The 21,249-nt window shown below is 55.7% G+C and carries 12 protein-coding genes; 7 read left to right on the forward strand and 5 right to left on the reverse strand.

The window, feature by feature from the left end:
* The first annotated feature begins 11 nt into the window (after nucleotides 1–11).
* The 5 genes from pqqC (at nucleotide 12) to ACJY2G_RS03840 (ending at nucleotide 5,638) form a co-directional block, all read left to right on the forward strand.
* Nucleotides 12–779 (forward strand): pyrroloquinoline-quinone synthase PqqC, encoded by a 768-nt coding sequence (gene pqqC / locus ACJY2G_RS03820; protein WP_120162222.1) that lies wholly within the window; start codon nucleotides 12–14, stop codon nucleotides 777–779.
* A gap of 26 nt (nucleotides 780–805) precedes the next feature.
* Entirely contained in the window at nucleotides 806–1,063 is a 258-nt protein-coding gene (gene pqqD / locus ACJY2G_RS03825) for a pyrroloquinoline quinone biosynthesis peptide chaperone PqqD (protein WP_232829931.1), read from the forward strand.
* Entirely contained in the window at nucleotides 1,050–2,183 is a 1,134-nt protein-coding gene (pqqE, locus tag ACJY2G_RS03830; protein WP_369920764.1) for a pyrroloquinoline quinone biosynthesis protein PqqE, read from the forward strand. The genes pqqD and pqqE overlap by 14 nt, the downstream gene beginning before the upstream one ends.
* Nucleotides 2,184–2,190: 7 nt before the next feature.
* Nucleotides 2,191–4,443 (forward strand): pyrroloquinoline quinone biosynthesis protein PqqF, encoded by a 2,253-nt coding sequence (gene pqqF, locus ACJY2G_RS03835; protein WP_439291303.1) that lies wholly within the window; start codon nucleotides 2,191–2,193, stop codon nucleotides 4,441–4,443.
* A 64-nt stretch (nucleotides 4,444–4,507) separates the two neighbouring features.
* Nucleotides 4,508–5,638: a GGDEF domain-containing protein gene (locus ACJY2G_RS03840; RefSeq protein WP_439291305.1), complete on the forward strand. Its 1,131-nt coding sequence runs from the start codon at nucleotides 4,508–4,510 to the stop codon at nucleotides 5,636–5,638.
* Nucleotides 5,639–5,682: 44 nt separating this feature from the next.
* On the opposite strand, the gene lldD is transcribed toward ACJY2G_RS03840, so the two are convergent.
* A complete protein-coding gene (gene lldD / locus ACJY2G_RS03845) occupies nucleotides 5,683–6,831 on the reverse strand; it encodes an FMN-dependent L-lactate dehydrogenase LldD (protein ID WP_112289147.1) in 1,149 nt (382 codons plus the stop codon).
* A gap of 335 nt (nucleotides 6,832–7,166) precedes the next feature.
* Between lldD and ACJY2G_RS03850 the strand changes: the two genes are divergently transcribed.
* Entirely contained in the window at nucleotides 7,167–15,701 is an 8,535-nt protein-coding gene (locus ACJY2G_RS03850) for a GH36-type glycosyl hydrolase domain-containing protein (RefSeq protein ID WP_439291308.1), read from the forward strand.
* 57 nt (nucleotides 15,702–15,758) lie between these two features.
* Here the strand turns inward: ACJY2G_RS03850 and ACJY2G_RS03855 are convergent, their stop codons facing one another.
* Together ACJY2G_RS03855 and ACJY2G_RS03860 are read right to left on the reverse strand one after the other, a co-directional pair.
* Entirely contained in the window at nucleotides 15,759–16,856 is a 1,098-nt protein-coding gene (locus ACJY2G_RS03855) for a pectate lyase family protein (RefSeq protein WP_113877672.1), read from the reverse strand.
* Between the two features lie 97 nt (nucleotides 16,857–16,953).
* A complete protein-coding gene (locus ACJY2G_RS03860) occupies nucleotides 16,954–17,451 on the reverse strand; it encodes a helix-turn-helix domain-containing protein (RefSeq protein WP_430319519.1) in 498 nt (165 codons plus the stop codon).
* Between the two features lie 547 nt (nucleotides 17,452–17,998).
* Between ACJY2G_RS03860 and ACJY2G_RS03865 the strand changes: the two genes are divergently transcribed.
* Entirely contained in the window at nucleotides 17,999–18,844 is an 846-nt protein-coding gene (locus ACJY2G_RS03865) for an EAL domain-containing protein (protein ID WP_430319518.1), read from the forward strand.
* Nucleotides 18,845–18,945: 101 nt separating this feature from the next.
* Here the strand turns inward: ACJY2G_RS03865 and ACJY2G_RS03870 are convergent, their stop codons facing one another.
* Together ACJY2G_RS03870 and ACJY2G_RS03875 are read right to left on the reverse strand one after the other, a co-directional pair.
* A complete protein-coding gene (locus ACJY2G_RS03870; protein WP_430319517.1) occupies nucleotides 18,946–20,061 on the reverse strand; it encodes a hypothetical protein in 1,116 nt (371 codons plus the stop codon).
* Nucleotides 20,062–20,117: 56 nt separating this feature from the next.
* Entirely contained in the window at nucleotides 20,118–21,248 is a 1,131-nt protein-coding gene (locus ACJY2G_RS03875) for a hypothetical protein (protein WP_439291311.1), read from the reverse strand.
* Nucleotide 21,249: the final 1 nt, after the last annotated feature.

Raw genomic sequence — 21,249 nt, forward strand, 5'->3', positions numbered from 1 at the left:
TAAATACGATTATGACGACTTCTTCACACCCGACGTCACCGATGACGCCGCAAGAATTTGAACAGGCGCTGCGTGCCAAAGGCGCGTTCTACCACATCCATCATCCCTACCATATTGCGATGCACAATGGTCAGGCGACGCGCGAGCAAATTCAGGGCTGGGTAGCGAACCGGTTCTATTATCAGACCAGCATTCCGCTGAAAGACGCGGCTATTATGGCTAACTGTCCGGATCCCCTGACCCGCCGCAAATGGGTGCAGCGTATTCTTGATCACGACGGTTATGACGGCAGTGAAGGCGGTATCGAAGCCTGGCTGCGACTGGGTGAAGCGGTCGGTCTGGATCGTGATGTGCTGCTGTCAGAAGAAATGGTGTTGCCGGGCGTGCGTTTCGCCGTCGATGCCTACGTCAACTTTGCCCGCCGCGCCGTCTGGCAGGAAGCGGCGTGCAGCTCGCTGACTGAACTGTTTGCCCCGCAAATCCATCAGGCGCGTCTCGACACCTGGCCGCAGCATTACAAATGGATCGAGGAAGAGGGTTACGGCTATTTCCGCAGCCGTCTGAGTCAGGCGAATCGCGACGTCGAACACGGCCTGCAACTGGCGCTGGAATACTGCGATACCGTTGAAAAACAACAGCGTATGCTGGAAATCCTGCAATTCAAACTCGACATTCTGTGGAGCATGCTCGATTCCATGACCCTGGCTTACGAACTTAACCGCCCGCCGTACCACAGCGTGACGCAATTGGCGGTCTGGCACAAAGGACGACTTCTGTGATCACCATTACCGAACACTACACGCCGATGTTCCGCCGCGGCTACCGCATGCAATTTGAAAAAACGCAGGACTGCCACGTGATTTTGTATCCGGAAGGCATGGCAAAACTCAACGACAGTGCGACGTTTATTTTGCAACTGGTCGACGGCGAGCGGACGATTGCCAATATCATTGATGAGCTGAATGAGCGCTTCCCTGAAGCCGGTGGCGTGAATGATGACGTCAAAGATTTCTTCGCTCAGGCCCATGCACAAAAGTGGATTACCTTCCGTGAACCTGCTTAAACCTGCGGTCAAACCGCCACTGTGGCTGCTGGCCGAACTGACTTACCGCTGCCCGCTGCAATGCCCGTATTGCTCGAATCCGCTTGATTTCGCCAAACAGGAAAAAGAACTGACCACCGCCCAGTGGATCAAGGTGTTTGAAGAAGCGCGGGAAATGGGCGCGGTGCAAATCGGTTTCTCCGGCGGCGAACCGCTGGTGCGTAAAGACTTGCCGGAGCTCATCCGCGCTGCGCGTGATCTGGGTTTTTACACCAACCTGATCACGTCCGGGATCGGGCTGACGGAAAAGAAAATCGATGCGTTTGCACAAGCCGGCCTGGATCATATTCAGATCAGCTTTCAGGCCAGCGACGAAGAGCTGAACGCCGCGCTGGCGGGCAATGCTAAAGCTTTCCAGCAAAAGCTGGCGATGGCAAAAGCAGTAAAAGCCCACGGTTATCCGATGGTGCTGAACTTCGTGCTGCACCGCCATAACATCGATCAGATCGACAAAATTATCGACCTGAGCATTGAGCTGGACGCCGACGATGTCGAACTGGCGACTTGTCAGTTTTACGGCTGGGCACAGCTCAACCGCGAAGGGTTGCTGCCGACCCGGGAGCAGATCGCCCGCGCCGAAGACGTGGTACATCAGTACCGCGAGAAAATGGCCGGAACCGGTAATCTGGCGAATTTGCTGTTTGTGACGCCGGATTATTACGAAGAACGTCCGAAAGGCTGCATGGGCGGCTGGGGCGCGATTTTCTTAAGTGTCACGCCGGAAGGCATGGCGCTGCCGTGCCACAGCGCGCGCCAGCTGCCGGTGGAATTCCCATCGGTACTGGAAAATACCCTGCAGGAAATCTGGTACGACTCCTTCGGCTTTAACAAATACCGTGGCTTCGACTGGATGCCGGAACCCTGCCGTTCCTGCTCTGAAAAAGAGAAAGATTTCGGCGGCTGTCGCTGTCAGGCATTTATGCTGACCGGCAATGCTGATAACGCCGATCCGGTGTGCTCCAAATCTGAACATCACGGCATGATCCTCGCCGCACGCGAGCAGGCGAATTGCACCAACATTCAGATCAATCAGCTCCAGTTCCGCAACCGCGCGAACTCGCAACTGATCTTCAAAGGCTGAAACGCTGATGCTGCCTGACGTGCAGTCACTGACGCTGGCGAACGGCCTGCGGGTTAACATGCTTCACGACCCGCAGGCCTCGCGTGCTGCCGCACTCATTCACCTTGATGCCGGAAGTCATCACGAACCGCCCGCGTTTCCCGGTCTGGCGCACCTGTTCGAGCACGTCGTGTTTGCCGGAAGTCGTGAGTTTCAGGGTGATGAACGGCTGATGATGTGGGCGCAGGCGGAAGGCGCAAAACTCAACGCCACCACGCACGCGAATGCCACGGCATGGTTTTTCGACATGACACCGGCAAAATTTGAAGCGGGTCTGGCACGGCTGGTGGATATGCTGGCGCAACCGCTGCTGGCAGAGGATTCAGTCAGGCAGGAAGTGTCTGTCATTGACGCCGAATACACCATGCTGACCGGCCATGCAGACTCGCTGTGTAATGCGGCGCTGAGTCTGGCGTTTAACGCTCCGGCGCGGCTGCACGATTTTCACGTCGGTAGCCGTGCCTCTTTCGGCGAGGATATTCCCGCACTGCAACGGGCGCTTACGCACTATCATCAGCAATTTTTCACCGCAGGTCATCTCACGCTGTGGCTGCAGGGCCCGCAATCTTTCACAGAACTGACCGCGCTGGCAGAACGTTACGGCAATGCCTTTTCAGCCCGCAACGGTTATCAGCCGGCACCCGCTCAGCCTGTTGTATTACGCGACAAACGCCATCTTCAGCTGCGTCTTGACGGTTCACCGCGGCTGCGTTTTTCGTTCCCGGTCACGCATTGCCCTGCCCTGACCTTATTGCGTCAGCTACTGACAGACGAGGCAACGAATAGTTTGCTGGACATCTTGCGGACGCAGGCGCTGGCCGATGATGTGCGGGTTTCGCTGCCGTATGCATCAGAGCGTGACGCTATTCTCAGCGTTGAATTTCTGGTCTGCGAGACTTCGCCCGGTTTGCGCGCCCGCATCGAAACGCTGTTCTGCCTGTGGCTGCAACAGTTCCGCGATTTAAGCGCGGCACATCTGCAACATTATGCAGCCCTCGCACATCGCGATTTCAGCCGTTTAACGCCGCTGGATCAGCTGCGCACGCGAACGCTGGACTTTCCGCCCGCCACCCAAAATGGCTGGCAAACATTACTCGCTGAGTTGCATCCGCGGAACATGACGCGACTGTGGATTGCGCCAGATGTTCAGGGGCAAAGCACGCCCGCACAAGGTTTCAACCTGCCAGTGAGTTTCGCTGAGTGGGACGGGATAAGTGACAATGTCACAAAATCATCTTTTGCTTTTCATCTCCCACCCGATGGAATTGTGCACAAAACAGACGAAAGGGTGCATACCACCGGTGCGCCCCTGACCTTACATCAGGCCTGTATCGCCCGTGCCTGTCTGCGCGCCCTTAGTGCGCAATCTGCTCATGAAGGCAATTCGCTGGTCTTTACCCATGTTCAGGGAAACGGATTATTGCAGCTCAGCGGGCCGCAGGAATGGGTAACACGTACGCTCTCCACAGCACGTGCGCTGCTGCGCTCGCCCTCGGCTATAGCGCTGACACAGGGCGAACGGCTTTTTGAACAGGAGCAACGTAAGGCAGAGTCGGAGATTGCGATCCGCACGCTGCTCGCAAAACTGCCGGAAGTGATCTGCGGCTCGTCCGAAAAGTCACATGAATTCGCGACCTCGGGTGATGACGCGGCAGTACTGGTGTTCATGCCGCTGAAGGAAAACACCGCCGTATGTCTGGCCGCCACACAGATTCTGGCTTCTTTTCTTGAGCCAGCATTCTTCCAGCAATACCGCGTTGAAAAGAATATTGGCTATGTGGTCAGTTGCCGTTTCCATCAGACCGCGCGCCAGTCCGGTATTTTGTTTGCCTTACAGTCACCCGTATATGACGCGCAAGCGTTGCTGGGGTTTATTGATGCGTTTATCGCGCAGATCCCCGCCATGATTAACAGCATCACCCCGCAGGCGCTGGAGGAGAAACGCGGCGCGCTGCGGGAATCGCTGGGAGTCAGGCCTGCTGACAGGCTGGAAGCAGCGAGGCAGCAATGGCTGAGGGAGTTTGCGGCTGCGCCAGAGCTGAATGAAGAGTCTGTTGCGGCGATTACAACAGAACAACTGCTGGCCTGTGTGCGCGAACCGGACAACTCCCTCCCCTGCGAAGGGGAGGGTTGGGGTGGGGTATTACTGAAAAATCAAGAAGTTGATGTCTGCTTTGTACATCGGTTCGTCCTTAAAACCCCCTCCCCGCCTGCCTCTTAGCAGGGGGAGGAGTAAAAACTCTTCTTCGTCTACACTATCCACGAAGACGAAGTTAAGGAAAGCCATGCAAAAGACCACTCACACGCTGCAAGACACTGCGTTTAACGCCATGCTGGATCATTATAAAAAAGCGGCACTGCGTACCAGCGGTATCTGGCTGATGATCGCAAATTTATGTTTTGTACTTTTTCTGTTTGGTCGCCACCAGTTCAGACTTTTGCTCGATCCGCACGCCGACGTGGCGATTGCCGGACCGGTGCTGGACAAGTTGTCGCTAATTTTTTTAGTGTTTTTTGTCATTGCACTGCCAGTGTTACGTTTCATCCGTTCGCGCACACCGGCGATGGCCTTGGCTTTTCTGGTGGGATTGTACTGGGCGGTGGTGTTCCACTACATGCTGGCCAGCGATGCGCAGCAGCAAATGGTCTTTCCTCTGTTCTGCATGCTGATTTTTACCGCGCTGATTGCGCTCTATCCGACCATGCCTGTCCTTTACAGCTTCATCGCGCCGCTGTGGTTATCACTGTTTATACATTTGATTTTTCGTGACAACACCATTCCGGTATTAGAAGTTGCGGCGATTCTGATCGCCAGTGCCCTGTTCGAAACCGGTCGTATCATGCTGAGCCGCTGGTTTGTGCTCTCGATTCGCCGGGAATGTGATAACCAGCTGCTGGTCAGTAAGCTGGATAATCTGGCGCATTACGATCCGCTGACGGGTGTAGCAAACCGTCGCCAGCTTGATAACCAGCTCGAACAACTTATTGCTCAGACAGAACGTTCGGGTGGCACCTTTTCACTGATCATGATTGACGTCGATTTCTTCAAAAAATACAACGACCATTACGGTCATCAGGCGGGAGATAGCTGTCTGGTGGGCATCGCAGAATGCTTCAAGAATGTCGTCCGGCAACCGGCTGATCTGGTCGCCCGCTACGGTGGCGAGGAATTCGTCATTCTGCTCCACAACGCGGGTGCCAACGACGCAACAGTGATCGCGCAACGCATCAAGGAAAGTGTCGAAAAAGCCGCTATTCCCCATGCGTTATCACAGGTTTCAGAAACCATAACGGTCAGTCAGGGCATCATGCAATGGGCAACGGGAATGACGGCGCTGAAGTTGCTAAAGCGCGCTGACAGCGCCTTGTATCAGGCAAAACATGCGGGAAGAAACGGGTATTGCGTGGCAGAGTGATAAGACCGGGGCAGTCATAGCAGACGTCCCCGGGAATGACCGCATCAGCGCAAACTTCTTCCGTACACCAGCGATTCCGCGCTAATCTCAGATATCGATTTCGCGCCGGTTAAGGTCATCGCCACGCGCATTTCTTTCTCGATCAGGTTCAGCAGATTAATCACGCCCGCCTCGCCCGCCGCCGCCAGCGCGTACACAAACGCCCTGCCCAGTAATACGCTGTCTGCGCCAAGGGCAATCATGCGCACCACATCCAGACCGGTGCGGATACCGGAGTCGGCAAGAATGGTGATGTCGCCTTTTACCGCATCGGCGATGGCAGGCAGTGCGTGCGCGGTAGAAAGCACGCCGTCGAGCTGGCGGCCGCCGTGGTTCGACACCACGATACCGTCTGCACCAAATTTCACCGCATCTTTCGCGTCTTCCGGATCCAGAATGCCTTTGATAATCATCGGGCCTTTCCAGAATTCACGGATCCACTCTAAATCTTTCCATGAAATCGACGGGTCGAAGTTCGCCCCCAGCCAGCCGATATAATCTTCCAGCGTGGTCGGTTTACCGCGATAGGCCGAGACATTCCCCAGATCGTGCGGTTTACCGTTCAGACCCACATCCCAGGCCCATTGCGGATGCATCACCGCCTGTAACATGCGGCGGGCGGCGGCATTCGGGCCGCTCATACCGGAATGGGCATCACGATAACGTGCGCCAGGCACCGGCATATCAACAGTAAACACCAGCGTTTTGACGCCTGCGGCCTGTGCGCGTTCCAGCGCATTACGCATAAATCCACGGTCTTTGAGCACGTAAAGCTGGAACCACATCGGGCGATCGATGGCCGGTGCGACTTCTTCAATCGGACAAACGGAAACGGTGGAAAGCGTGAACGGAATGCCTTTTTTTGCTGCGGCGCGGGCGGCCTGAACTTCGCCACGTCGCGCGTACATGCCGGTCAGCCCGACCGGTGCCAGCACCACAGGCATCGCCAGCTTTTCACCAAACAATTCGGTTTCAAGACTCAGATCCGACATGTTTTTCAGAATGCGCTGGCGCAGGGCGATATCAGCCAGATCGGCGGTGTTACGACGCAGCGTGTGCTCGTTATAAGCGCCACCGTCGATGTAATGAAACAGGAATGGCGGCAGTTTACTTTTTGCCGCAGCGCGATAGTCCGTTGATGCAGAAATGATCATGATGTTTTCTCGTTATTCATAACGCGCTCTTTTATTTGGCGCTGTAGGGGTGCAGAAAGTGTAGTTGAAAATACACAACACGAGAGAAAACAATGACAACGAATTTCAGCGCTGTTTCACGATCCCCATTAATTTTGCAGTGATCTGCGCTGAAACGTCAGCAACTTTGGAAACTAAACCCACGCTCCGCCTCAAAAGAGACTAAGCTCAGGGGAGACGCCCGCCCGGCGACAAATTCGATCTGCCTCCCTGCCCTCTGCCCACTATTCTCTTCGTGTGAACTCTTATCGCAGCTCAGGCAACTGCCTTTTCGGGTTCGCGTAAGGTATGTCGACGTGAAAAATGCTGTGATTAACTGGTTTAAAAGTAAAAGAGAACCACCTGTTCCGGTCATTACCCGACGTCATCGGGCCAGCGCGCTGGAAAATCCCGCGCCTATCCGCGCCGAACTCTTCTCAGCGGATCAGATGGAACGTTTTGGCGGCAAGCTGGCACTCTCGCATAAGCTTTCCGGTAAGAAACTGCCCTACTACCTGCTTAAACGTCTCGACGATAACGAAAAAGTCCTGACCCGCAGCTGTCTTATCCTCAGCAGTGGCGAGAAAGCCAGTATTACGCCCGCCGGAGAATGGCTGCTCGACAACTTTTATCTGATCGAAGAACAGATCCGCGTCGTTCGTCAGTTGCTGCCGAAAAACTTCGGCAAAGGCCTGCCCTCACTGGGCGCACCGCATTTTTGCCCGCGCATTTATGATATCGCCACCGAAGTCGTCAGCCACAGCGACGGACTTTGGGACATCACCACGCTCACCCGTTTTCTCTCCACCTATCAGAGCGTGCGACAGCTGACGCTCGGCGAATTGTGGGCGTTTCCGGGGATGCTGCGTCTGGCGCTGATCGAGAACCTGCGCCGCGTCAGCATTGAAGTGGCAAATGCCCAGCAGGAGCGCAATCTGGCCGATTTTTGGGTCAATAAATTGCAAGACAGCGCCGAGAACGATCCGGCCAGTCAGATCATCGTGATTGCCGATATGGCACGCAGCAATCCACCGCGCACCAGCGCGTTTGTCGCTGAACTGGTTCGCCGCCTGCAGGGACACGGTTCAATACTGGCGCTGCCGCTGACCTGGGTGGAACAGCGTCTGAGCGAAGTCGGCCTGACGCAGCGGGAAGTGATCGACAAATTTAATCAGCAACTGGCGGCCAACCAGCTTTCAGTCAGCAACAGCATTATGGGATTACGTCAGCTGACCGAAATGGACTGGGCGGATTTCGCTGAAAATCTCAGCGTGGTGGAGAAAATTCTGCATGAAGATCCCGCTGGCATTTACGCCTCCATGCACTTCGATACCCGCGATAATTACCGCCATCTGATAGAACGCCTTTCGCGCAACTCCCGCCACGACGAGGCCTTTGTTGCCAGCCGCGCGATTGCCTTAGCGCAACAGTCGAGCGGTGCCGTACAGCAACGGCATGTAGGTTATTACCTGATCGACGCCGGGCGCAAGGCACTCGAAAAAGACCTGAATGTCAGATTCTCATGGGTGACGCGCATGCGTGGCCGCCTCAACCAGACACCGCTTCTCTCGTGGCTCGGCAGCCTGTTGCTGCTGACCACCGCTGTCACCGCTGATGCGCTCTACCGTTCCGCCCATACGCCTATGCACTGGTTATGGTGGAGTTTGTTAGTACCGGTGGTGCTGGTCGCCAGCCAGTTCGCGCTCAATCTGCTCAGCGAAATCACCACCCGCAGCCGGACGCCGCAACCGCTGCCGCGCCTCGAATATGCCGGTGGCATTCCCGCGTCCGCCAGCACACTGGTGGTGATCCCGTGTCTGCTCGGCAGCCGCAAAAATATCGAGGCGCTGATCAGCAGCCTTGAAGTTTGTTATCTCGGCAACGTGTTACCTAACCTGAATTTCGCGCTGCTCAGTGATTTTCATGACAGCGTAAATCCGCAGAATGCGGATAACGATGCCCTGCTGGCCTTTGCCGTGCAGCAAATTCAGGTGCTGAACCGCCGTTATCCCTCTGCGCAGGGCGCACTGTTTACGCTGTTGCACCGCGACAGCGAACTCAATGAGAAACAAGGCGTATGGATGGGGTATGAGCGTAAGCGCGGCAAACTGAATGCGCTTAACCGCTGGCTGCGCGATGAAGGCGAGCCGTTCTCGCTGACCGAAGGCAGCACGCAGGCGCATCTGCGTCAGGTGAAATACGTTATCACTCTCGACAGCGATACCGTGCTGCCGCGGGCCACCGCTCATCAGCTGATCGCGGCAATGGCGCATCCGCTCAATCATCCGGTGTATGACGAAAAACGTCATCGGGTGGTGTCCGGTTACGCCATTCTCCAGCCACGGCTGGCGGAGGAAATCCCGGAAAACGGTCAGGGACGCTACGCCGCTTTATGCAGCAGCGTGCCGGGCAACGATCCTTATTCGTCGATGTCTTCCGACATCTATCAGGATTTATTCGGGGAAGGCTCTTTTGTCGGTAAAGGTATTTACGACGTCGATATGTTCATCCGCGCCACGGACAATACCTGCCCGGAAAATCTGGTGCTCAGCCACGACCTGCTGGAAGGCTGTTACGCGCGCTCGGGTATGCTCAGCGATGTGGTGCTTTACGAGCAATATCCCGATCATTATCTGGCAGACGTAGCGCGTAAAACCCGCTGGATCCGTGGCGACTGGCAGTTGCTTAACTGGCTGGGGTTTTATGTCACGCAGGAAGATGGGACGCGTTGCCGTAATCCGCTGACCACGCTTTCCCGCTGGAAACTGTTCGATAACCTGCGCCGCAGTCTGGTCGCGCCAGCCCTGCTGGTTCTGATCTTCACCACGCTGCTGGTGGTGCCGGACAAACTTTACTGGCTCGGTTTTATTACCGTGATGCTGCTGTTCCCGGCGCTGGTGGCGCTGGTGTTAGACCTGCTGAATAAAGGGCCACGACGGGCGCTGGTTCCGCATCTGAAAAGTGTGGCATCGGCCACCGTCAGCCGGATTTCCCGCGTGTTGCTTAATCTGATGACGTTGCCGCACGAAGCCGTTTATTCGGTGCAGGCGATTTTGCTGACACTGTGGCGACTCAGTGTCAGCCATCGCAAGTTACATGAGTGGGCGAGCGTCAATATCAGCGCGAAATCCCGTGCGCATTCGCCGGGATATTTCTACCGCCGCATGTGGGCTAATCCGCTGGCAGGCGTGGCGGTCATTTTGCTCGCTGCGCAGGCAAGTCCGCCGCTGCTGGGGTTTGCCGTCCCGCTCGGCCTGCTGTGGTTTATCGCGCCGCGTATTTTATGCTGGCTCAGTCAGCCCGCCCGTCGCCAGGTGCCGGATCTGGACGCACAACAACAGATTTACCTGCGTCAGGCTGCCCGTCAGACCTGGTCCTTCTTTGAAGTTTTCGTGAATGAAACAGAAAACTGGCTGCCGCCGGATAACTTCCAGGAAATCCCCCAGCCGGTGATCGCGCACCGCACCTCGCCGACCAACATCGGGTTGTCGCTGCTGGCCAATATTACCGCGTGGGATTTTGGTTATCTCACCCAGGGTGAAGTGCTGGAACGCACGATGCTGACGCTCGATACGCTGGATAAACTCGAGCATTATCGCGGACATTTATATAACTGGTACGACACACGCACGCTCCAGCCGCTCAATCCGCGCTACATTTCCAGTGTAGACAGCGGCAATCTGGCCGGGCATTTACTGACGCTGAGCACCGGCTTACGTCTGTGGCGAAAACAACCAGCCGTCAATCTTCCGGCATGGCTAAAAGGGCTGGAAGACACGCTGAATATGGCGGAAATCCCGGCAGATGCCCCGCTGGTGGCTAAGCTTCGCGAAAGTCTGAAACAGGCTGCGGGTGAAAAAGCTGAGCAGAGTATTTTGAGCCTGCGCGAGATGCGTGCGCTGATCGCCGCCACCGCAGAAGGCTGGCTGCAACGACTGGCGCAGCAACTTGATGCCGGTCTGCAGGCGTGGTCAGATTTTTACGCAGAATTGTCGCCGGAGGCGCAAAACGCACCGCTCCCCTCGCTGCAATGGCTGGCGCAACAGGATGCCCGTACGGCACCGGCGCTTTCCCGCGCGATCGGTCTGGCACGGCAGCGTCTGGACATTATCGGCGAACTTGAACAGCGCCTTAATGACCATGCGCGCATGGATTTCCGCTTCCTGTACGACAAGAATACCCATCTGCTGACCGTCGGATATAACTGCGACTCGCATAAACTGGACAGCGGGAAATACGATCTGCTGCCTTCTGAAATTCGTCTGACCAACTACGTCACCATTGCCACCAACCAGTTGCCGCAAAAAAGCTGGTTTGCGCTCGGACGCCTGTTCACCGTGATCGACAAACAGCCGTCGCTGATGTCGTGGAGCGGATCGATGTTTGAATACCTGATGCCGCAACTGGTGATGCCGGCCTATCCGGATACCCTGCTGGTGCAGATGTGTCAGACCGCCGTTGACCGGCAAATCGCCTGGGGTAAGGAAAACAGCGTGCCGTGGGGGATTTCTGAATCCGCTTATGCGGCATTTGACCTCAATCAGAATTATCAGTATCACGCCTTCGGTGTGCCCGGTCTGGGCCTGAAGCGCGGTCTTGGTGAAGACATGGTGGTCGCGCCTTATGCCACCATGATGGCGCTGATGATCCGCCCGCAGGAAGCCTGTCTCAATCTCAACGTACTGGAACATTGCGGTGCGCGTGGCGAATATGGCTTTTACGACGCGCTGGATTACAGCCCGTCGCGTCTGATCCGCGGCCAGATTTACATCGTGGTGCGCTCTTACATGGCTCACCATCAGGGAATGGGTTTCCTGGCACTGGGCAATGTGCTGCTGGGCGCGCCGATGACCGCACGCTTCGCCGCCAATGCCGCGTTCCAGTCGGCACGCCTGTTGTTGCAGGAACGGGTGCCGGATGCCGTCGAGCTTTACAGCCCGCGTCGCCACTTTGAGTCTCATGACAACACGCTGCAAAAAGTGAACATTGAGTTGCGCGAATTCACCGACACCAGCAGTGCCTCGCCGGAAATTCAGCTGCTGTCTAACACGAATTACCATCTGATGGTGACGCAGGCCGGTGGCAGCGTCAGCCGCTGGAAAGACCTGACGCTGACCCGCTGGCGGGAAGATGCAACGCGCGATAACCGCGGGATTTTCTGCTATCTCAGCGATCCGGAGTCCGGCGCGGTCTACAGCAATACCTGGCAACCGCTCGGTAAACAGAAAGGCACCTATCACGCGGTGCTGAACGATTTCGGTGCGGAATTCAAACGCACACAGGGTTCGCTGACCATGCAAACCCACATCGTGGTTTCGCCGGAAGATGACGTCGAAATCCGCCGCATGACGGTTACGCATCATGGCCGCCGTCCGCGTGAGCTGGAAATCACCACCTATGCCGAAGTGGTACTGGCGCCAGCCGCCAATGACACCGCGCATCCGGCCTTCAGCAATCTGTTTGTGCAGACCGAACTGGTGCCCGCACAGGAAGGGATTTTGTGCCACCGCCGTCCGCGTGAACCGGAAGAACAGTGCCCGTGGATGTTCCATATGATGGCAATCCACGGCTCTTTCGAACGGGAAACGTCGTTTGAAACCGACCGGTCGGCCTTTATCGGACGCGGCAATACCGCGGCCAGCCCGCAGGCCTTGCGTCAGGGCGGACCGCTCACGAACAGCGCCGGTGCGGTGCTGGATCCGGTGATGTCCATCCGCCAGCGCATCACCCTGAAACCCGGCGTGCCGGTGATTATCGATATGGTGTACGGCATTTCCGAAACACGGCTGCAAAGTCTGATGCTGCTGGAAAAATACCGTGACCATCATATTGCTGATCGGGTATTCGAAATCGCCTGGTCGCACAGTCAGGTGGTGCTGCGCCAGCTGAATGCCACCGAAGACGACGCGGGATTGTATAACCGTCTGGCCGGTGCGCTGGTTTTCGCCAGTCAGGAACTGCGCGGCGATGCGCAGACCGTGGCCGCCAACCGCCGCGGACAATCCGGTCTGTGGGGGCAATCGCTTTCCGGCGATCTGCCGATCGTGCTGCTCACCCTGAACAGCGATGAAAATATCGGGCTGGTGACGCAACTTATCCGCGCGCACAACTACTGGCGTCTCAAAGGGCTGAAGGTCGATCTGGTGTTGTTATGCAATGACTCCGGCGGCTATCAGCAGGCGTTGCAAAATCAGATCCTCAGCCTGGTCGCTTCCGGCGCGGGCTCCAGTCAGACCGATATTCCGGGGGGAATTTTTGTCCGCAATGGCGAACAACTGACGCAGGAAGACCGCACACTGCTGATGAGTGTGGCGCGGGTGGTGATCGACGACCGCCGCGGCTCGCTGGACGATCAGCTCAACCTGCGTATGCAATTGCCACACGTCTCACTGCCTGCTCTGTTGCCGGTACGCACCGTCACCGACAATACGCCGGTTGCCGCAGCGCCACGTGACCTGACCTGTTTCAACGGTCTGGGCGGATTCTCGCCGGACGGACGTGAATATCAGATTGTGCTCAACGAAGGTCAGAATACGCCTGCGCCGTGGTCAAACGTGCTGGCGAATGCCGGTTTCGGGACGGTGATTTCAGAAAGCGGACAGGCCTATACGTGGTTTGAAAATGCCCACGAATACCGCCTGACGCCGTGGGAAAACGACCCGGTCAGCGACAGCTCCGGTGAAGCGTTCTATCTGCGCGATGAGGAAACCGGCAGCGTCTGGTCACCGGCACCGTTACCGGTGCGTGGTAATGGCGGCTATGTGACACGCCACGGTTTTGGCTACAGCGTTTTCGAGCATACCGGACACGGGATCAGCAGCGAAATGACGGTATTAGTGGCGGAACATGCGCCGGTGAAACTGATTATGCTGACGCTGACCAACGTCTCGGGGCGGCCACGCAGGCTGTCTGTGACCGGTTATGCCGAATGGGTGATGGCGGATTTACGCGCCAAATCGGCTATGCACATCGTTACCTCAGCGGCACACGTGGCTCAGGGTTGCGGCGTGCTGGCGACCAACCATTACACCAGTAACGGCTCCCCGCGCACCGCCTTCTTCGCCGTAACCGGCGCGCACTGCTCGGTGAGCGGCGATCGTCGTGAGTTCCTCGGGCGCACAGGGTCAACTGCCGCGCCCGCTGCAATGAAAAATCAGCGGCTGTCGGATAAAACCGGCGCAATGCTCGATCCGTGCGGTGCGGTTCAGTCCGCCACCACGCTCATCGACGGCGATCAGCGCACCTTTATTTTCGCCCTCGGTCTGGGGCAAAACGCCGGTGAGGCCGAAGCCTTAATCCATCAGTTCTTCCAGGAAGGCGCCGCGCAGGCTGAGCTGGACAGAATTCATCACCACTGGCATCAGGTGCTGGATAAAATTCAGATCACCACGCCGGATAAATCAGTCGATTTGCTGACTAACGGCTGGCTGATTTATCAGACCCTCGCCAGCCGGATCCTTGCGCGCAGCGGTTATTACCAGTCCGGCGGCGCATTTGGTTTCCGCGATCAGTTACAGGATACGCTGGCGCTGACTCACGCCGCGCCGGAACGTATGCGCGAGCAGATCCTGCTGTGCGCGTCACGGCAATTTATCGAAGGCGACGTCCAGCACTGGTGGCATCCGCCAACCGGTAATGGCGTGCGCACCCGCTGTTCCGATGACTATTTGTGGCTGCCGCTGGCCATCAGCCATTACATCGCGGTGACCGGCGATCACGCGATTGCAGAAGAACAGGTGCCGTATCTTGAGGCACGTTTACTGGCTCCGGGCGAAGAGTCGTTTTACGAACAACCGGTGGTCAGCGGAACCCGCGAAAGCTTGTGGCAGCACGGCATACGCGCGCTGAAACATGGCCTGAAAATGGGTGAACACGGTCTGCCGCTGATGGGCGCGGGCGACTGGAACGACGGCATGAATCTGGTCGGTCTGGGCGGGCGCGGGGAAAGCGTCTGGCTGGGCTTCTTCCTGTATGACGTGCTGCAACGCTACGGCGAACTGGCGGAAATCCGTCAGGACACCGCCACCGCCACCTTGTGCCGCGAAGAATCGGCGCGGCTTAAACAAAATCTCAACGATCATGCCTGGGACGGCGAATGGTATCTGCGCGGTTATTTCGACAGCGGTGAAACGCTTGGTTCGCACGTCAATGCGGAATGCCAGATTGACGCCATCGCTCAGAGCTGGTCAGTGCTTTCCGGGGCAGGCACACCGGAACGTACCGCCAGCGCCATGCAGTCGGTGGACAAATATCTGGTGGACCGCGACGCGGGGCTGATCAAACTGCTGACGCCACCTTTCGACGGCAACGGGCCGAATCCGGGTTATATTCGCGGTTATCTGCCGGGCGTACGCGAGAACGGCGGGCAATACACGCACGGGGCAATCTGGGCGGTGATGGCTTTTGCCAGACAGGGCAACACCGAACGCGCGTGGCAATTGATGTCGATGATTAACCCGGTCAATCACAGTCTGACGCCGGAGGCCGTCAGTCGTTACAAAGCCGAACCTTATGTGATTTCCGCCGATATTTACTCGGTGGATCCGCACAGCGGGCGCGGTGGCTGGAGCTGGTACACCGGCTCCGCAGGCTGGACGTATCGCCTGATCACCGAATCTTTGCTCGGCATCACCCGCCACGGCGACGCCATTTCGATCCACAGTAAACTCCCGCAGGACTGGCCGGAAATCACCGTCACCTACCAGCAGGGCAGCAGCCGTTATCTGATCACCGTCCGCCGCAGTACCGGAGAATATTGCGTCACGCTGGATGGCACACCGCTTGCCGGTGACAAGATCCCACTCAACGATGATGGCGTTGAACACAGGGTGGAGGTTGAATTGGGAGAGTGACGAGTTAGCACGTCGCCAGGAAGAAATGCCCTGCATATGGATCGCAGGGCATTTTTTTTACACCAGAACGCGGTAATCCAGCATGTTTCCCGCTGAACGTCTTACCGCATCGACAAACTCCGGCGTCAGATCCCATTGCGGGAAATAGTCATAGGGCGGCCTGACGACGGATGTAGTGTTAAAACCGCAGGCGTTTAAATCCGCTGTTGTGTCGTTAAATACCGAGCCCGAATCAGACAAATATTCGCCGCCAAACCCCTTGAACAATCTGCAAGCAACCGTCTGCCCTTTCACGTTGAATACGTTCAGTTCGGACAACGTTCTGGAATCTTTTCCGATGCCAAAACTGTACTGATATTTGTATATCGGATCGGCGACATCATTATCAAACACGTTGTTAAACAGATGAACATTGCCGAAACGCACGCGTGGTGTGCGCTGTACCACACGGGTAAACAGATTGTCGTGAAAGGTCACGCGCAGTTTGCCGGCGTCTTCTTCGTCATTGTTGTCGCTGTGGCCGATGAGAATCGTTTTATCGTGCAGGGTGAAAACGCAGTGCGAAACGGTGACGTAATCCGAGGCACGTTTGATATCCAGAGAACCGTCGTGCTGGACGTATTTCCAGCCATCGACGGTTTTATACATGTCCATCGTAAAACGCCCGTCGCTGAATGTCACATTGCTGACCCAGACATGCTGGGCGCGAATGATACTCAGCCCGTCCCATTCCGCGTTCCAGCCATCGCCCTCTTCAAACTGAGGATCGACGTCGACAGGATTTTCGATGTAAATATTATGAATAATGACGTTGCTGACATCCTGAATAATCAGCGCGCTTTCAACGAACCGGGCATTTTCATCGATACCCATCAGCGTCGTATTACTGCCGATAAATATCCTGCCGCGCCGGGACTGATCCTGACGGTTGAGATAAGGCACGCCGCCGCTGGCGTCAATCAGCCCGCCAATCCAGATGCGTTTCGGACGGTCGCCGGACTCCTCAATGGCCTGCCGGAGTTCGCCGATATTCGTGGCGTAATAGGAAAGCTCAGGTTTTTCGCCGCTGCCGGTCGTGCCCCCTGCTTCAGAGGCCCAGCCTGCCGGGGTTTGGTACCAGAATTCATGCGGGGGAATATGATGAATTGATTTCATTGAGACAGCTCCATTTTATTGAAATAAAAATGAGTGATGCCACCTGCTTTTCCGTCCTTAGAATGGGGATCCCGGCGTAGTACCGCGCCTTACGCCGTCAGCTTATTGCTCTGTGTCTGGCAATATTTTTGTATAACGTAATACGATTGCTGATTTGTAATTTGTTAATCATGCGGGTGCGATGGGCATAAAACGTTTTCATGTTCATCCCCAATCGCTCACCAATTTGTTGCGTATCCAGCCCCTGCTGCATACAGGTCAATACTTCATTTTCCCGCGCAGAAAGTTTATATTTCACGTGATAATTAAAACGTGAATTATTCACCAGTAAACATGACAGCACTTCTTTTACCGGACTGCGCCGGTCAATCAGTGTCACATTCTCCAGATGTTGCAATGCGTAATAATCCACATCATTGGAGATAAAAGCGAAAATCTTTCGTCCCTGGCAGACAGAATCGGTCACCTGCGCATAACTGGTGGTCTCCACATCGACGATATAATAATTCTCATCAATCAGTTCCCGCGATAATAACGCGCTGAAGCCGAAGATAAAAAAATAATCACCAGAAATCACGGAGTCTGATAAGTCCATATAAATTCCCTTTCCGTAGTTCCTTTTACCCTATTTAACTGTCAGTAATTCGCTTCATTTCCTTTTATAGAATTTACAGAAACCACAAATTTTTGACACTACTAAAGTAATAGGAATTTTCTTTCAATTTAAAAACGTTCAATTCATCTTGATTTTTCATGACGAAAGGACATCAGACTGCACTTTACCGCATTAAATAGTGCAAACCACCAATATATAATCTTTGCGCGGCACTTATCACCACGCCGCAGAGTCAGCCTTACGTTAAAATCCGCAGTGGTTTGATAGCCAAAACTTAGGATAATTTCAAAAATGGATTTTTCTTAGTGAAAATACCTTGCAGAATTCACCACAATATTTCGTTTACGTCCGGCAGATTTTACACACTTAACAAAAGATCAACATCGGCCTCAGATTATTTTTATGTGCGTCAATGACTACGCCTGTAGTTTCCGTCTGAAATATCCCGGCAACGGGATATCGTTTATATAATGTTTATGCGCAATGCATTACAACCTCACGTCCTGTCATTACATAACGGTGCGCCATGCGTATTTTTAAACGGATATTCAATTCCGGATTACTGTCTGCTCTGTCGGACAAAACGCTGGCGCAGCCGCACGCATTGCTTTTTATGTTGCGCAGGGCCATCAATAAACACCAGCTGATGCCTTTTATTCAGCCCATTGTGGATGCCCGAACCGGTGAAACGGTGGCGGGCGAAGTATTGATGCGCTGGCACCATCCCGCGCTTGGAAATATTTCTCCTGACTATTTTATTCCGCTTGCCGAGAAAAACGGGCTTATTTCCCGCATCACAGAGTCAGGCATTCAGTCCGTCGCCCGCACTGTGATGTCGATGGCATTTATCTGTCGCCCTGAGACCACGTTATTCTTTAACGTCTCTGCGGCAGATTTTAAAAATCACGCCATTGTGAATCTCTGCAAAGCGTTCAAAAGGGATACGGCGCAGCGGGATTTACGTATCGGGCTGGAAATCACCGAAAGAGAAGCGGTTGAAGATACGACGTTGGTGAAAGATCTGTGCAAAAGCCTCGCGCTGTTGGGCGTTGATCTTTCTGTCGATGATTTTGGAACGGGTAATGCTAACTACCATTATCTGATGCAGTTTCGCCCGCGCTATATCAAGATCGATAAAATGTTCACGGCCGGTGTTGAAGCCGACCCGGTGAAAGAAGCGATTGTGCGCAACATTATAGCCGTCGCAACGGAACTGCACTGCCTGACCATCGCCGAAGGCGTGGAAACAGACGCACAGCGACAAAAGCTCGCCACCCTGGGCGTCAGTCACTTTCAGGGATATTTCTTCTCAAAGCCGGTCGAGGCGTCGGTTTTCTTTCACCAGCTTATGCACGCCCTTCCCCTGCGCTGATCTGCGCGCCCTTTTCCTTCCTCTGTGGCTTTACCCGATAACGAAAAAGGCGGCCTGCTGTGATGCAGTCCGCCTTTTTTGTTATCCGTAATGAAGGTGTGTTACCAGTTGATATCCAGAGTCGCCGCCGCCGTGGCCGGTCCGGGTTCTGCCGTCGGGCGCGGACACAACACCCACACCAGATTGTCAGACCAGGACTGCGTGGAAGACACCGTCCGCAGCGCCGCTTTGCTGCTATCCATACGCATGGACGAGCCTCTGGTGGTACATCCGGCCTCTGCGCTGGCGTTTGTGCCCATAAATCCGCGGATATCACCCGCAACACTGCCGCCTGCGGTCGAGATCATCGGCAGCGTGTAATCGTCGCCTGCCTGGGTTTTCGGCGTCACAGAATAGGTGATATCCGTGCTGGTACCGGCGTCGTTAGTACAGTTCACATTCAGCGAAGACTGCACCGCAATCCCCTTGCCGTCCGTTGCATGACCCGGCGTCACATCACCGAATGGCACGACCGCCGCAGTGTTCATCGTACATTGCGTCTTGGTCACCACCAGGTTGCTGAAGTTCAGTGCGTACTCCCTGTTGGAGCCGCTGGTTTTATGCAGCACCATATAGGTCGTCGGTAACGGCCCTGCCGCAGCCGTTGGCGACACATACACCCCGTAGGTCACATTGAGCGAGGTGATGGATCCGTCCAGACTGTAGAAGTTGCCACTGACCGTGCGCTTTATCCCCGCACACTGCGACGCGGTGCCCGGCGTCTGCCAGTCAGTGGTGATGGCCCCTTTACTGTCCCAGGTGGCGGAATAGGTGTCGGTGATCACGTTGGCGTTGGCGGTCGGCGTCGCCGTAATGCTTGTCGCGTTCAGGCTGCCGGTCAGGACAATCAGCACGCCCGGTTGGATCTGATAGCCCGACCAGCCGTCTATGGTGGTGTAGGACTCGCCTGCTATTGAGCAGGTTGCGGCATCGGAGTCATTCGGCACGCTTTTCCAGGCCGACAGTTTCCAGCCCCAGCTGTAGACCAGCGCAGTGGATTGTTTATAAGGACCGTTCGAGGCCCCGTTGATGGTCGGTGCCCAGGTTCCCATCCGGGTGTAACCCTGCGGAAGGTTCACCGCGAAGACCTGCTGACATGACAACAGGGCAAAAGCGGCCATGCAGGTGATCCCGCGTCGGCGGAAGGCTTTCGCCAAAAAACGCATAAAAACAGACATCTTATTTCCTATATCAATAATTTTGTAGAGACTAAAATCTGGCCCGATGAGGTTGATTACCAGCTCATGTCAAGAGTCACCGCCGCCGTGGCCGGACCGGGTTCTGCGGTCGTCCGCGGGCATAACACCCAGACCAGTGGATCAGACCAGTTCGTGCTGGTAGTGACCGTGTGCAGGCTGACTTTCGTGCCGTCCATCGGCAGTGAGGAAGTGCGGTCTGCACAACCGGCTTCTGTGGTCGCGGATGCGCCCAGAAAACCGCGCACATCGCCGTCAACGGTGCCGCTGGCCGACATCATCGGGATGCTGAAATGGTCACCGGCCTGTGTTTTAGGCAGCACCGAATAGGACACCGGCAGCGCGGTGCCGGAAGGATTACTGCACGTCACATCCACCGAGGAGTTCACCGCGACCTTGCGGTCATCCGGCGTGATATCTCCAAAAGCAATCGCAGGCGTTGAATTCACCGTGCAGTCCATGCCACTCCACGCCAGCGACAGAATACGCCGGTCAAAGGTCGCCGGCGTGACGTTCCAGCGGTAGCCACGCGCGGCCTGTGCATAGACGGTTTTTGCTGCCATTTTGGCGGCTCCCGGCTGTACATAGACGCCGTAACCCATCGCCGACTGCGAGCCGCCTCCGCTGTTCATTTCCACCGCGCCAAACGACTGATTAAGGGTGGTCATCACCCCCAGACAGTCGGTGCGAATACTGACGTCGCCGCTGCCGTTGCCGGATTTGTCCCATGACGCGGACGACACGGTGTTCAGATCCGGCGCGCCGTTAGGGGTAAACGTGCCGCCGGTGGTAGTCGGGTTCATGGTGCCGGAATTAATGACAATCTGGCCGGATATGGAACCGAACGGGATCATCAGAATGCCGGGAGAAATCTCATAACCGCGATAGCCGTCATAGGATTTCATCGGATACATCGATGCGCATTCCCCGCTGGGCACCGGCACGGGGGAAACCACCACGGTGCCCGCGACACCTGATGCCATAAAAGGCACCACGTTTTGTGAGTAATACCAGCCGGGTTTATTGCCCGGAATGGTATCGCCCTCGGTCCACGTCAGCCGGGTGTTGACCACGTCACTGACCACCTGATAACCCGATTTCAGCTCGAGTGCAGCGCAGTTCATTCCCCACATCAGAGCCACAGACCCCAATAACATCCTTGCAGTCATG

Origin of the sequence: Rahnella sp. ATs2 (genome assembly GCF_051851855.1) — a bacterium.
Taxonomy (GTDB): Bacteria; Pseudomonadota; Gammaproteobacteria; order Enterobacterales; family Enterobacteriaceae; genus Rahnella; species Rahnella variigena.